Consider the following 13,985-nt stretch of genomic DNA (forward strand, 5'->3'; position numbering starts at 1 on the left):
CCGGCTCGGACGTGGGGGCCGCCGGGGCCCTCACCGCGGCAGTACGTGCTCCGGGGCCGCCCGAACCGCACGGTGGTGAGGGCGTGGCAGGGCCCGCACCGGGCGGCGGCGGGTCGCGGGCACGGGCCGGTCCGGCCGAGGCCGCCCGGTTCGCCACCCCGCACCCGTTCGGAGAGGTACCGGCCCGCTCGTCGCCGATGTGCCGGTACCGCACGCTTTCGCCGGTGGGCTGCGGCCGTCCGGCCCGGCGGCCGACGGGTTCCGGGACCCGCCCGGCTTTCGGTCCGGGGCGTGCTCCTGAGATAGTGCCCCCGATGTTCAGCATCCTCAGCCTCCCCGCGACGGGGGGAATTCGGGGGACGACTAGTGGGGCGCGGAGTGCCGGAACTCGTACTGGAATTGAATGGAAGGACCTGGGCCCTCGATCCGTCCAGGTCGTACACGGTCGGCCGGGATCCGCAGGGGGACGTGACGGTCGACGACGCGCGGGTCTCGTGGCGGCACGCCACGATCAGCTTCGACGGCCGCGGCTGGTCCGTCGAGGACCACGGCAGCACCAACGGGACGTACACCGGGGGCCGGCGCGTCGAACGGCTGGATCTCGCCCACGGCTCCGAACTGCGTCTGGGCAACGCCGCCGACGGCCCGCACCTGCGCCTCACCGAGAGCGCGCCGGTGGACCCCGGAGCGCGTGCCGGACAGGCGCACGCCGGTGTGGGCGCGCCCGCACCGGCCGACCGGGCCGCGTTCCACCCGCCGGCCCAGGCGCCGGTGCACCAGCAGCCCCCGGCCCAGCCGCCGGCGCACCAGCCGCAGGCCGCTCCCTGGCCGCCGCCGCAGCAGGCCGCCGCGGTGCCCCCGCAGCAGGGATGGCAGCAGCCGCAGGCGCTCGCGCGGAGCGGGCTCCCGCCGCAGCAGGGTCCGGCGTCCGGCGGGGCGCGGCCGGTCCACAGCGACCGCAGCCCGACCACCTTCCACCAGCTCGCCCTCGGCCGTGTCATGCGCATCGGCCGCGCGCTCGAGAACGACCTCGTGGTCTCCGACCTCCAGGTCTCCCGCCACCACGCCGAGTTCCACGCCACCCCCGACGGGCGCTACGAGATCCGGGACCTCGGCTCCCACAACGGCACCTACGTCAACGGCCAGCACCTGCCGAAGTCGGGCACGACGCTGCTGGGCCCGCAGGACATCGTGGGCGTCGGCCACTCCACGTTCCGGCTGGTGGGGGACCGGCTGGAGGAGTTCGTCGACACCGGCGAGGTCTCCTTCTCCGCCCGCCACCTGACGGTGACGGTCGACGGCGGCAAGCAGATCCTCAAGGACGTCTCGTTCGGCGTCCCGGAGAAGTCGCTGATCGCGGTCATCGGACCCTCCGGTTCCGGCAAGTCCACCCTGCTCAAGGCGCTCACCGGCTACCGGCCCGCCGACCAGGGCGACGTCCTCTACGACAACCGCGACCTCTACAAGCAGTTCGCCGAGCTGCGCCAGCGCATCGGTCTGGTCCCGCAGGACGACATCCTGCACAAGGAGCTGACCGTCACCAAGGCCCTCGGCTACGCGGCCAAGCTCCGCTTCCCCGCGGACACGACGAAGGCCGAGCGCAACGCCCGCATCCAGGAGGTGCTCGCCGAGCTGAAGCTCGACGTGCACAAGGACAAGAAGGTGACCTCGCTCTCGGGCGGGCAGCGCAAGCGCGTCTCGGTCGCCCTGGAGCTGCTGACCAAGCCGTCGCTGATCTTCCTGGACGAGCCGACGTCCGGACTCGACCCCGGCATGGACCGCGACGTGATGCAGCTCCTGCGCGGCCTCGCCGACGACGGCCGCACCGTCCTGGTCGTCACCCACTCCGTGGCCGAGCTGGCGATCTGCGACAAGCTGCTGGTGATGGCCCCCGGCGGCTCCGTGGCCTACTTCGGCCCGCCGGAGGAAGCGCTCAACTTCTTCGGCTACGGCTCCTGGGCGGACGTCTTCTCGGCGTTCGAGAACTACCGCGACTACGACTGGGCGGGCCGCTGGCGCGGCTCGCAGCACTACCAGATGTACGCGGCGGACATCGACGCGGTGGCCGCCCAGCCCGTCCACATGCCGCCGCCCCAGCAGATGCGGCCGCCGAAGCCGCAGGGCTGGCTGACGCAGCTGTGGACCCTGATGCGCCGGTACGTCTCCGTCATCGCGTCCGACAAGGGCTTCCTCGGGCTGATGGTGATCCTCCCGGCGGTGCTCGGCCTGGTCAGCGTGGTCATTCCGTCCGACTTCGGCCTGGCCGCGCCCACCCCGCCCGCCAGGTTCAACGGCAAGGCCGGGACGATCATGCTGATCCTCGCGGTCGGCATGTGCTTCTCGGGGGCCGCCAACTCGGTGCGCGAGCTCATCAAGGAACGGGTCATCTACGAACGGGAACGGGCCACCGGCCTCTCCCGCTCCGCCTACCTGATGTCCAAGGTGATCGTCCTCGGCGTGATCACCGCACTCCAGGGCGTCATCATCTGCGGCATCGGCTTCGCCACCCGCGAGCTGCCCGCGGAAGGGCTCGTGCTGCCGCCCGCGGCGGAGGTCTGCGTCTCGGTCATCGCGCTCGGCTTCACCTCGATGATGGTGGGCCTGGTGATCTCCTCGCTGGTGAAGACCGCCGAGAAGACGATGCCGCTGCTGGTCATGTTCGCGATCATCCAGGTCGTCTTCACCGGCGTGCTCTTCCAGGTCTACGGTTCGCCGGGGCTGGAGCAGTTCGCGTGGCTGATGCCGTCGCGCTGGGCGATGGCCGCGGCCGGCTCGACGCTCGACCTGGCCCATCTGATGCCGCCGTGGGACCCGCAGAACCCCGCCGACCTGGACCCGCTGTGGGACCACTCGGTCGGCCAGTGGGGCGTGAACCTCGGCGTGCTGCTCCTCCTCGGCGTGGCGTGCGGCTTCGCGGTGGCCCGGCTGCTGCGCCGCCACGAGCCGGAAGTCATGCGCAAGTAGGCCAGGCGCACGCGAAGACGCCGGAGGGCGGCTCCCCGTCACGGGGTGCCGCCCTCCGGCGTCGTGAGGACCGGCCGTGCGGCCGGGAGGCGTCGGTCAGTACGCGCTGTCGACGTTGTCGATCGAGCCGTACTTGTCCGCCGCGTAGTTCGCGGCCGCGGTCAGGTTGGCGACCGGGTCGTACTGGGTGTGCGGGGTGCCGGGCACGTGGTAGTAGTCGAAGGTCGGCTTGATGATCTGCAGCAGACCGATCGACGGAACGCCGTTCTGGGCGTTGATGTCCCAGTCGTTGATGGCGTTCGGGTTGCCGCTGGACTCGCGCATGATGTTGCGGTGCAGACCCTCGTACGTGCCGGGGATGCCCTCCTTCTTCATGATGGAGAGCGCCTCGCTGATCCAGCCGTGCAGGTTGTCGGCGTAGACCGGGGTGCGGGCGGCGGAGCGGCTCGCGGTCTTGACCTCGCTGCGCTCGTTGGCGGCCGCGGCCTTCTTCACCTCGGCGGCCTTGGCGGCGGCGGCCTTCTTGGCCTTCGCGGCCTCGACGGCCTTCGACTTGACCTTGGCGTCGGCGACGGCCTGGGCGTCGGCCAGCGCCTCCTTCTTCTCCGCGGCGGCCTTCGCCTTGACCGCGTCGGCGGCCTTGACGAGCTGCTCGGCGGTGGAGTTCTTCTCGATGGTGCTGTTCTGGAGCGTCTTGGCCTGGGCGGAGCCGGCCGCGTCGAACGCGACGGCTTCCGCGGAGACGGCCTGCGGAGCGCTTTCGGCATCGGCGTTGCCGGCGGGCACCAGGGTCAGTGCGAGGGCAGCGGCTCCGAGCGCGGAGACACCCGCGACGGAGAGCTTCTGGGCCTTGTTCAGGCGGCGATAACCGGAATTGCTGGACGCGGACATGTAGACGTACCTCTTCGAATCGCAGGCGCCCTCACGGAGGACGACGACGGGACGCTGCGGTGCGCCACTCGTCGGGGACAGGTGCAATTCTTAGCGGCAGCAAAATTTTGTGGCAATGGTGTGACGTACGAAGCCGGGTAGTGGAATGGCATGACGTTTGTCCGAATTGCCCCCACCTAGACTCGGCTCCTTGCCCCATTTCCGACCACTAGTCCTCTTCGTAAGTGACCTGGGTCCTATGCCTGGCCTCACACGCCGCACCCCGCGAACTCACGTTTCGTTGCGCGAGCAACTCGCAGCGTGAGGGGCTGGCCGGCTGCTGCCCGGGCCCCCGCCGTCCCGAGCGCAGGGGCCCGCGGACCTACGCCCCGGGGCCCGGCCCGCCCCCGGCCGCAGCCCGATACGGGCGCCCCGCCCCGCCGGTACCGTGAGGCGCATGAGCCATCGCCCACCGTCGGGTCTCGCCGCGGTCAGCGCGGCGCTGCTCGCCATGAGCCGCCACCTCGACATGCGGGACGTGCTGAAGACGATCGTCGCCTCCGCCCGCGAACTCCTGGACGCGGAGTACGCCGCCCTCGGCGTCCCCGACGACCACGGCGGGTTCGCCCAGTTCGTCGTCGACGGCGTCACCGACGCCCAGTGGAAGGCCATCGGCCCGCTGCCCCGGCAGCACGGCATCCTCGCCGCGATGCTCCACGAGGCGAAGCCCGAGCGGCTGGCCGACGTCCGCGAGGACCCCCGCTTCGGCGGCTGGCCCGACGCCCACCCCGAGATGTCCGACTTCCTCGGCCTGCCCATCCAGGACGGCGACGAGATCATCGGCGCTCTCTACCTCGCCAACAAACGGTGCGCCAAGCCCGAGGGCGGCTGCGGCTTCACCGAGGAGGACGAGGAACTGCTGTCGATCCTCGCCCAGCACGCCGCCATCGCCCTCACCAACGCCCGCCTCTACGAACGCAGCCGCGAGCTGACCATCGCCGAGGAACGGTCCCGCCTCGCCCACGAACTCCACGACGCCGTCAGCCAGAAACTCTTCTCGCTCCGGCTCACCGCCCAGGCCGCCGCCGCCCTCGTCGACCGCGACCCCGGCCGCGCCAAGGGCGAACTGCAGCAGGTCGCCGCCCTCGCCGCCGAAGCGGTCGAGGAACTGCGCGCGGCCGTCGTCGAACTCCGCCCCGCCGCGCTCGACGAGGACGGCCTGGTCGCCACCCTGCGCACCCAGGTCCAGGTCCTGGACCGGGCGCACAGCGCGCGGGTCTCCTTCACCGCGACCGGGGTGCGGGCGCTGCCCGCCGCCCAGGAGGAGGCGCTGCTGCGGGTCGCCCAGGAGTCCCTGCACAACGCGCTGCGCCACTCCGGCGCCGCGGAGGTGTCCGTCGTACTGGAACGCCGCGGTACGGGTACGGTGCTGCGGATCACGGACGACGGCGAGGGGTTCGACCCCACGGCGGTCCGCGAGGCGGGCCGGCACCTGGGGCTCGTCTCCATGAGCCACCGCGCGGACAGCGTCGGCGGGACGCTCACCATCGACTCGGAGCCCGGCAGGGGCACCACGATCGGGATGGAGGTCCCCGGTGGCTGACAAGACCATCAGGGTGTTGCTGGTCGACGACCACCAGGTGGTCCGCCGCGGACTGCGCACCTTCCTGGAGGTGCAGGACGACATCGAGGTGGTGGGGGAGGCCGCCGACGGGGCGGAGGGCGTCGCGCGGGCGCAGGAACTGGCGCCCGACGTCGTGCTGATGGACATCAAGATGCCCGGCACCGACGGCATCGAGGCACTGCGCCGCCTCCGCGAACTGGACAACCCGGCCAGGATCCTCGTCGTCACCAGCTTCACCGAGCAGCGCACCGTCGTGCCCGCGCTGCGCGCCGGCGCCTCCGGATACGTCTACAAGGACGTCGACCCGGACGCGCTGGCCGGAGCGATCCGCTCCGTCCACGCGGGGCACGTCCTGCTCCAGCCCGAGGTCGCGGGCGCACTGCTCGCCCAGGACGAGACGGGCCCCGGCACCGGCCGCGGGACCACGCTCACCGAACGCGAACGCGAGGTGCTGGGCCTGATCGCCGACGGCCGCTCCAACCGGGAGATCGCCCGCTCCCTCACCCTCTCCGAGAAGACGGTGAAGACCCATGTCTCGAACATCCTGATGAAGCTCGACGTGGCCGACCGCACCCAGGCCGCGCTCTGGGCGGTCCGGAACGGAATGGCGGACTGACCCGGCCGGGCCGCGGAGCGCGCGGGGGCCCGCGGAGCGGCACGGCACGGACCCGGGCGCCCGCCACCGACCGGCACCCGTCCGCCTCAGCCCCTACCCCGCCGGCGCGGGTCAGCGCCGCCCGCGCTCGGCCTCCTCCACGTACGCGTTGTACGCCGCGACCTGCGCCCGCCGGGCCACCCGCTCCACCGGACGCAGCGCCTCGCCCCGCGCCGCGATCTCCGACGCGCTCACCGCGCCCCCGTGCCCGTTCCCGTACGCCACCTCGACCAGCAGCCCCACCCGCCGGGCCAGCTCCAGCACCCGCACCGCACGCGGCGGATACCCCGGAGCCAACAGCTCACCGGACCGCTCGGCCCGTGCCCGGTACGCGTCCACGGCCGCCTCCGCGACCGGACCCGAGCCCGCCACGTCCAGCCGGGACAGCAGCGCCGTCGCGTCCCGCAGCGCCTCCGCCAGCTCCCGCTCCGCCTCGCCCAGCGACGGCACGTCCGCCGGCGGCGCCTCCCGCACCGGCAGCACCCGCCACACCACCTCGACGTGCACGTCCCCCGGCGGGCCCGCCTCCGTCACCTCCGGCACCAGCCCGTACGGGGCGCCGTGCGCCACCACCGCCTCCTCGGCGTCGAGCGCCCGCGCGTTGAACTCCGGCGGGCCGCTCAGCCCCAGCGGATGCCCCGGCGCCGGCAGCGCCACCCGGAAGCCGGTCACCCCCAGCCCCCGGAACCGGCCGAGGGCCAGCGTCAGCCCGACCGGCCCCGCCTCCCCCGCGAGACCCTCGACGCGGTGCACCGCGTCCTGCCCGACGATCGACGCGGCGGCGTCGTCCGGCGACACGAGACCGGCCAGCAGTGCGTTTCCCCAGGCGGCCAGCAGCCCTGAGCGTGGTTCGAGAAGCATGGGGACAGCCTAGGGAACGGACCTCGCCGCCGGACCACCCGCGCGGTGGCGTAAGTTTTGCGTGGGAGCCGTGCCCTCCGGCACGCGACGATTCTCGACACTGCAATGGGGAGACAACGCGCTCATGAGCGATGTACTGGAGCTGGTGGACGTATCCGTGGTCCGCGACGGACGCGCTCTGGTGGAAGACGTCTCCTGGTCGGTGAAGGAGGGTGAGCGCTGGGTCATCCTCGGACCCAACGGAGCGGGCAAGACCACCCTCCTCAACCTCGCCTCCAGCTACCTCTACCCGACCGCAGGCAGCGTCGACATCCTCGGCGAGCGCCTCGGCGGCGTCGGCACCGACGTCTTCGAGCTGCGCCCCCGCATCGGTGTCGCCGGCGTGGCCATGGCCGACAAGCTGCCCAAGCGGCTCACCGTCCTGCAGGCCGTCCTCACCGCCGCGTACGGCATGACCGCCACCTGGAACGAGGACTACGAGAAGGTGGACGTCGAGCGCGCCCGTGCCTTCCTCGACCGGCTCGGGATGAACGACTACCTCGACCGCAAGTTCGGCACCCTCTCCGAGGGCGAGCGCAAGCGCACCCTGATCGCCCGCGCCATGATGACCGACCCCGAGCTGCTCCTGCTCGACGAGCCCGCCGCCGGACTCGACCTCGGCGGACGCGAGGACCTGGTGCGCCGCCTCGGCCGCCTCGCCCGCGACCCGTACGCCCCCTCCATGATCATGGTCACCCACCACGTCGAGGAGATCGCCCCCGGCTTCACCCACGTCCTGATGATCCGTCAGGGCAAGGTCCTCGCGGCCGGCCCCATGGAGACCGAGCTCTCCTCGCGCAACCTCTCCCGCTGCTTCGGGCTGCCCCTCGTCGTCGAGCACACCGGCGACCGCTACACCGCGCACGGACTGCCCCTTTCCTGACCGGTTCCCGCCCCCGCGCACCCTGTCGGTGGAGGGGCCCGCCGCCCTACCATGGCGGGGTGGACATCGACGCGTGGGTCTGGTGGCTGATCGGCGCGGTCGGACTGGGGATCCCCCTCGTCCTGACCGCGATGCCGGAGTTCGGCATGTTCGCCGTGGGGGCGGTGGCCGCCGCGGTCGTGGCCGCCCTCGGCGGCGGGATCGTGGCGCAGGTGCTGGTGTTCGTCCTCGTCTCGGTGGCGCTGATCGCCGTGGTCCGCCCGATCGCCGCCCGGCACCGCTCCGACCGGCCCGGCACGGCCACCGGCATCGACGCCCTGAAAGGCCGTCAGGCCGTCGTGCTGGAACGCGTGGACGGCGACGGCGGACGCGTCAAGCTCGCCGGAGAGGTCTGGTCGGCGCGCTCCTACGAACCCGGCATGAGCTTCGAACCCGGCGCACAGGTCGACGTGGTGGACATCGACGGGGCGACGGCGGTCGTCATGTGACCGAACGGCCCACGCGGCAGGCCGCGTTCTGCGAGACTCGCAGTGGATCATGCCGATCTCCACGAGGCTTCCCGCCCCGCGGACGACCGGCCCCGATCATCCGCTCCGTCGGCTAGCGAAGGGTTCCAGGTCACGATGCAACCGATCATCATCGTCCTGATCATTCTGGTGGTGCTCGTCTTCATCGCCCTGATCAAGACGATCCAGGTCATCCCGCAGGCCAGCGCGGCCATCGTCGAACGCTTCGGCCGGTACACGCGCACCCTCAACGCGGGCCTGAACATCGTCGTCCCGTTCATCGACTCCATCCGCAACCGGATCGACCTCCGTGAACAGGTCGTGCCCTTCCCGCCGCAACCGGTGATCACCCAGGACAACCTGGTCGTCAACATCGACACCGTCATCTACTACCAGGTGACCGACGCCCGCGCCGCGACGTACGAAGTCGCCAGCTACATCCAGGCGATCGAGCAGCTCACCGTCACCACCCTCCGCAACATCATCGGCGGCATGGACCTCGAACGGACCCTGACCTCCCGCGAGGAGATCAACGCGGCCCTGCGCGGCGTCCTCGACGAAGCCACCGGCAAGTGGGGCATCCGCGTCAACCGCGTCGAGCTCAAGGCCATCGAACCGCCCACCTCCATCCAGGACTCGATGGAGAAGCAGATGCGCGCCGACCGCGACAAGCGCGCCGCGATCCTCACCGCCGAGGGCATCAGGCAGTCCCAGATCCTCACCGCCGAGGGCGAGAAGCAGTCCGCCATCCTGCGCGCCGAGGGCGAGGCCAAGGCGTCCGCGCTCCGCGCCGAGGGCGAGGCCCAGGCCATCCGCACGGTCTTCGAATCCATCCACGCGGGCGACCCGGACCAGAAGCTGCTCTCGTACCAGTACCTCCAGATGCTGCCGAAGATCGCCGAGGGCGACGCCAACAAGCTCTGGATCGTGCCCAGCGAGATCGGCGACGCCCTCAAGGGCCTCAGCGGCGCCTTCGGCAACCTCGGCAACGGCGCCCCCGGCTTCAACACCGGCAGAGAACGCCGCGAGGAACCCCCGGTCGACTGACCGCACGTCCCGTCGTGCATGATCGGTGAGGCCCTCCCGCGCCCGTCGCGGCGAGGGCCTCCGGTCCGAAGCCCCCCGCGGGGCGGCCCCCGGAACGGGTCCACCGACCACCGAAGGGACGGGCATGTCCATCGGGGAGATGCTGGCCGTCTTCGCCGCCGGAATCGGCGCCGGCACCATCAACACCATCGTCGGATCAGGCACGTTGATCACCTTCCCGGTGCTGCTCGCCACCGGACTGCCCCCGGTCACCGCCACCGTCTCCAACGCCCTCGGCCTCGTCCCCGGCTCCGTCAGCGGAGCCATCGGCTACCGCAAGGAACTCGCCGGCCAGCGTCGCCGCGTCCTGCGGCTCGCCCTCAGCAGCCTCATCGGCGGCCTCGCCGGCGCCACCCTCCTGCTGGCCCTGCCGTCCACCGCGTTCGAGACGGTCGTGCCGGTCCTGGTGGCCCTCGCCCTCGTCCTGATCGTCCTGCAACCGCGCATCACCCGCGCCGTGCAGCACCGGCGGGAACGCTCCGGCACCCCCGCCCGGCCCGACGGCGGCCCGCTGCTCTCCGTCGGCCTGGCCCTCGCCAGCGTCTACGGCGGCTACTTCACCGCCGCCCAGGGGATCGTCTACCTCTCCCTGATGGGCATGCTGCTCGACGACACCATGCAGCGGCTCAACGCCGTCAAGAACATCCTCGCCGCCGTCGTGAACAGCGTCGCCGCCCTGTTCTTCCTCTTCGTCGCCGACTTCGACTGGACCGCCGTGGCCCTGATCGCCGTCGGATCCGCGATCGGCGGCCAGCTCGGCGCCAAGGTCGGCCGCCGGCTCAGCCCCGTCGTCCTGCGCTGCCTCGTCGTGGCCGTCGGCCTCTGCGCCCTCGTCCAGTTGCTGCTCCGCTGACCTGCGCAGACCCGCCTCCCCCCGGAGACGGGCCCGCCCGCACGGCGTTGTACGCACCGGTTCCGCGCGCTCCCGCCGTCACGCGGCGGCGGTACGCTCCAGCCAGGCCGGCAGCGCCGACCGGTCGACGGACCCGAGCGCCAGCAGCATCGCGTCGGCCGGAGACGGCACGAACGGCTCCCGCAGCAACGGCATCCCGGCCTGCTCCGGGGTCCGCGCCGCTTTGCGGTGGTTGTCCTCGGCGCACGACGCCACCGTGTTCAGCCAGGTGTCCTGGCCGCCCTGCGCGCGCGGCACCACATGGTCCACGGTGCTCGCCCGCCGCCCGCAGTAGGCGCACCGGTGCTGGTCCCGGACCAGCACACCCCTCCTGGACCACGGGGCCTGTCTTCGGAACGGCACCCGGACGTACCGGCAGAGCCTGATCACGCGGGGCAGCGGTATGTCCACCTCGGCACCCCGCATACGGAGGTCGGGGTGCGCCTGCTCCACGACGGCCTTGTCCGTCAGGACGAGCACCACCGCACGGTTGAGGGTCACCGTCGACAGTGGCTCGAAGCTCGCATTCAGAACCAGCGTGTCCCGCATCCTGCCCACCTCCCTGTGCCGCCCGCCGCCCGGCGGGCCCGGATCAACTCTGGCCGGGCGGGCGGTCATGGACAACGCAATAAAAAACGCCCTGCCCTGATCTCTCCAAGACCGGGGCAGGGCAAACGGCGGAAGGGGGGTCAGCTGTCGGAGTTGTCCGCGGGAGCCGTGTATTCGCCGACCAACTGGGCGCGGCCCAGCGTGTGGAAGCGGAGGTTGAAGCCGACGGCGGCGGGCGGGGTGTCGCTGTCGACGCCGAGCTTCTCGGTGTCCACCGCGTAGACGGTGAACACGTACCGGTGGTTCTCACCGGCCGGCGGGGCGGCGCCGCCGAACTCCTTCGACCCGTAGTCGTTGCGGGCCTGGACGGCGCCCGGCGGCAGTCCGTCGAACGCGCCGCTGCCCGCGCCCGCCGGGAGCCCGGTGACCGTGGCCGGGATGTCGAAGACCACCCAGTGCCAGAACCCGCTGCCGGTGGGGGCGTCCGGGTCGAAGCAGGTGACGGCGAAACTGCGGGTCTCCGCCGGGAACCCCTCCCACCGCAATTGCGGCGAGGCGTTCCCGGCGGCGTACACCTGCGCGTCCGCCAGCACGCCGCCCGGCGCGAGGTCGTCGCTCACGACCGTGAAGGCGGGCACCTCGGGGTGGAAGTCGTGCGGCAGCGGGGCCCTCTTCGGCTCGGTCAAGTCAAGCACCTCTCCTGTGGCTCGATGGGGCGAAAGCTTCCCCACCGACCTTACGGGCTGCCCCCGGCGATCCCCGGGGCGCCCGCCGCGCGCCGGGCCCCGGCCGTCAGAGCCAGTTGCGCTGTCCGCCCACCTGCGCCAGCCACTGGTTGAGGTAGGCGGCCCAGTCGGTCTGCGCGAAGTCGTGCAGGCCGACCTCGAAGGTCCGGTAGGAGTCACTGCCCTCGCTGAAGAGGCCGGGCTTCTTGTCCATCTCCAGGACGACGTCCATCGCCCGGTCGTCCGCGACGAAGGACAGCTCGACCTGGTTCAGCCCGCGGTACTGCTGCGGCGGCACGAACTCGATCTCCTGGTAGAACGGCAGCCGCTGGCGGGTGCCCCGGATGTGACCGCGCTCCATGTCGGCGCTGCGGAAGCGGAAGCCGAGCTGCCCGAAGGCGTCCAGGATGGCCTGCTGGGCCGGCAGCGGGTGCACGTCGATCGGGTCCAGGTCACCCGGGTCGATCGCCCGGGCGATCTGCAGCTCCGTGGTGACGCCGATGTTCATGCCGTGCAGCCGCTGCCCGGCGAAGGTGGTGATCGGCGTCTCCCAGGGGATCTCCAGCCCGAACGGGACGACGTGCACCGCGCCGGCCTGCACCTCGAAGGCGCCGCCGAGCTGCAGCCTGGTGAACTCGATGTCCTGCTTGGTCTCCTGGTCGGCGCCTTCGACCTCGACACGCGCCTGGAGGCCGACGGACAGCCCCTCGATCTGCTGGCTGACCGAACCGCCCTGGATGCGCACCTCGCCCTGGACGATGCCGCCGGGGACGACGTTCGCCTCGGTGAGCTCGGTCTCCACCGAAGCACCACCGGCGCCCATGCTCGCGAGCAGCCGCTTGAAGCCCATGTCTTCTCCTCCTAGGTGTGTCTGACCCCTACATACGCGCCCCGACGGTAGCCGGTTCCCTCGCGTCCGCTGCCAGTACCCTCGGAGCGCATGGACAAGGGCATGGACCGCAAGCCGCTCACACGGGAGTTCTTCGACCGGTCGGTGCTCGACGTGGCACCGGACCTGCTCGGCCGCACCCTGGTGCGACGCGGGCCGGACGGCGTCGTCGAACTGCGCATCACCGAGGTGGAGGCGTACGCCGGGGAGGTCGATCCCGGCTCGCACGCCTTCCGCGGCAGGACTGCCCGCAACGACGTCATGTTCGGGCCGCCCGGCCACGCCTATGTGTACTTCACGTACGGCATGTGGCACTGCCTCAATCTGGTGTGCGGACCGGAGGGGAGGGCGAGCGGGGTACTGCTCCGGGCCGGCGAGGTCCGCCGGGGCGCCGAACTCGCCCGTCCCCGTCGGCTTTCGGCCCGGTCCGACAAGGAACTGGCCAAAGGTCCGGCCCGGCTCGCCACCGCTCTGGCGGTCGACCGGACACTGAACGGGAGTGACGTGGTGGGCGGGACCGCCGCCGGTGCCCCGGCCGCCGACGGACCGCTCGGCGTGCTGCGGGGCACGCCGGTCGCCCCTGACCTGGTACGCAGCGGACCTCGCACGGGGGTCGGCGGCGACGGAGCCCACCAGCCCTGGCGCTTCTGGATCGACGGGGACCCCACCGTCAGTCCGTACCGGGCCCACGTTCCGCGCCGCAGGCGGTCTTGACGCCGGACCGCGGCGGCACCGCCGCGACTTGACTCGGTCGCCGCCGACGCCTAATGTGGTCCGAGCCGCTTTACCCGGGCACTGTTGTGGGACGGTCCTTCGGACCCGACCGGACAGCCCGCGCGGCCAACCACCCACCAACAACGATCGCCCTGACGGGTATGAATTCGGCGTGCCCGTAATTCATATTCATTGCTCGATTATGAGTCGTCAAGGAAATCGACTACGGTGGTGAGCAAGCCGAAAGGCGAAAGACCCGGTCCACGGGTCACCCGATGCGGATACGAGCCGGCAACGGCACGGAAAACGGTCTGGTAAAGTGGATATCGCCGGAAAGGGAAACGCGAAAGCGGAGAACTGGAAAGCGGAAAGTGCTTGACCCGCTTCGGCCGGGAATCGGACAGGAAAGTGTCTGATAGAGTCGGAAACGCAAGAACGAAGGGAAGCGCCCGGAGGTCCCCGGTGATACGGGACCGAAGGAAGCGTCCGTTCCTTGAGAACTCAACAGCGTGCCAAAAGTCAACGCCAGATATGTTGATACCCCGGCCTGCTTCGGCAGGTTGGTGGTTCCTTTGAAAAGTCCTGCACGGCCCTTCGGGGTCGGGTGGGCAACAACAGCGAGGACGCTGTGGACGACCGGTCTTATTCCGACCTGGTCGTCCCGCTCTCGTGCTGTGATCCCGATTACGGGAAAACATTCACGGAGAGTTTGATCCTGGCTCAGGACG

Annotated in this window: 14 protein-coding genes; 8 read left to right on the forward strand and 6 right to left on the reverse strand. The window is 71.3% G+C overall.

What is annotated here, in order from left to right:
• The first annotated feature begins 366 nt into the window (after positions 1 to 366).
• On the forward strand, positions 367 to 2,964 hold the full coding sequence (locus tag Q0994_RS19840; RefSeq protein WP_299536726.1) for an FHA domain-containing protein: 2,598 nt from the start codon (positions 367 to 369) through the stop codon (positions 2,962 to 2,964).
• Between the two features lie 96 nt (positions 2,965 to 3,060).
• Here the strand turns inward: Q0994_RS19840 and Q0994_RS19845 are convergent, their stop codons facing one another.
• The gene (locus tag Q0994_RS19845) at positions 3,061 to 3,855 is read right to left on the reverse strand and encodes a transglycosylase SLT domain-containing protein (RefSeq protein WP_299536728.1); all 795 of its coding nucleotides are present in this window, start codon (positions 3,853 to 3,855) and stop codon (positions 3,061 to 3,063) included.
• Positions 3,856 to 4,291: 436 nt separating this feature from the next.
• Between Q0994_RS19845 and Q0994_RS19850 the strand changes: the two genes are divergently transcribed.
• Positions 4,292 to 5,437 carry a GAF domain-containing sensor histidine kinase gene (locus Q0994_RS19850; protein ID WP_299536730.1) on the forward strand — a complete coding sequence of 382 codons (1,146 nt, stop codon included), beginning with the start codon at positions 4,292 to 4,294 and terminating at the stop codon, positions 5,435 to 5,437.
• The gene (locus Q0994_RS19855) at positions 5,430 to 6,074 is read left to right on the forward strand and encodes a response regulator transcription factor (protein WP_299536733.1); all 645 of its coding nucleotides are present in this window, start codon (positions 5,430 to 5,432) and stop codon (positions 6,072 to 6,074) included. The genes Q0994_RS19850 and Q0994_RS19855 overlap by 8 nt, the downstream gene beginning before the upstream one ends.
• 111 nt (positions 6,075 to 6,185) lie before the next feature.
• Here the strand turns inward: Q0994_RS19855 and Q0994_RS19860 are convergent, their stop codons facing one another.
• Entirely contained in the window at positions 6,186 to 6,974 is a 789-nt protein-coding gene (locus Q0994_RS19860) for a hypothetical protein (protein ID WP_299536736.1), read from the reverse strand.
• A 124-nt stretch (positions 6,975 to 7,098) separates the two neighbouring features.
• On the opposite strand from Q0994_RS19860, the gene Q0994_RS19865 reads away from it, so the two are divergent.
• The 4 genes from Q0994_RS19865 (at position 7,099) to Q0994_RS19880 (ending at position 10,341) form a co-directional block, all read left to right on the forward strand.
• On the forward strand, positions 7,099 to 7,896 hold the full coding sequence (locus Q0994_RS19865) for an ABC transporter ATP-binding protein (protein WP_299536739.1): 798 nt from the start codon (positions 7,099 to 7,101) through the stop codon (positions 7,894 to 7,896).
• A gap of 59 nt (positions 7,897 to 7,955) precedes the next feature.
• On the forward strand, positions 7,956 to 8,384 hold the full coding sequence (locus tag Q0994_RS19870; RefSeq protein WP_299536741.1) for an NfeD family protein: 429 nt from the start codon (positions 7,956 to 7,958) through the stop codon (positions 8,382 to 8,384).
• A 135-nt stretch (positions 8,385 to 8,519) separates the two neighbouring features.
• Complete coding sequence (locus Q0994_RS19875) at positions 8,520 to 9,449, forward strand: SPFH domain-containing protein (protein ID WP_299536743.1); 930 nt, start codon at positions 8,520 to 8,522, stop codon at positions 9,447 to 9,449.
• Between the two features lie 124 nt (positions 9,450 to 9,573).
• Positions 9,574 to 10,341: a sulfite exporter TauE/SafE family protein gene (locus tag Q0994_RS19880; RefSeq protein ID WP_299536745.1), complete on the forward strand. Its 768-nt coding sequence runs from the start codon at positions 9,574 to 9,576 to the stop codon at positions 10,339 to 10,341.
• A 78-nt stretch (positions 10,342 to 10,419) separates the two neighbouring features.
• On the opposite strand, the gene Q0994_RS19885 is transcribed toward Q0994_RS19880, so the two are convergent.
• The 3 genes from Q0994_RS19885 to Q0994_RS19895 all read right to left on the reverse strand — a co-directional run bounded on the left by Q0994_RS19885 (position 10,420) and on the right by Q0994_RS19895 (position 12,504).
• Positions 10,420 to 10,929, reverse strand: a complete 510-nt coding sequence (locus tag Q0994_RS19885; RefSeq protein ID WP_299536747.1) for an HNH endonuclease — start codon at positions 10,927 to 10,929, stop codon at positions 10,420 to 10,422.
• Positions 10,930 to 11,069: 140 nt separating this feature from the next.
• Positions 11,070 to 11,615: a YbhB/YbcL family Raf kinase inhibitor-like protein gene (locus Q0994_RS19890; protein ID WP_299536749.1), complete on the reverse strand. Its 546-nt coding sequence runs from the start codon at positions 11,613 to 11,615 to the stop codon at positions 11,070 to 11,072.
• A gap of 106 nt (positions 11,616 to 11,721) precedes the next feature.
• Entirely contained in the window at positions 11,722 to 12,504 is a 783-nt protein-coding gene (locus tag Q0994_RS19895) for a sporulation protein (protein ID WP_299536751.1), read from the reverse strand.
• Positions 12,505 to 12,594: 90 nt separating this feature from the next.
• On the opposite strand from Q0994_RS19895, the gene Q0994_RS19900 reads away from it, so the two are divergent.
• Positions 12,595 to 13,257, forward strand: coding sequence for a DNA-3-methyladenine glycosylase (locus Q0994_RS19900; protein ID WP_299536754.1), 663 nt, complete (start codon positions 12,595 to 12,597; stop codon positions 13,255 to 13,257).
• 268 nt (positions 13,258 to 13,525) lie between these two features.
• Here the strand turns inward: Q0994_RS19900 and Q0994_RS19905 are convergent.
• Positions 13,526 to 13,985 (reverse strand): hypothetical protein (locus Q0994_RS19905; protein ID WP_299536757.1); only part of this gene is annotated, 460 nt, incomplete at its 5' end.

Source organism: uncultured Streptomyces sp., from assembly GCF_947488945.1.
GTDB lineage: Bacteria > Actinomycetota > Actinomycetes > Streptomycetales > Streptomycetaceae > Streptomyces.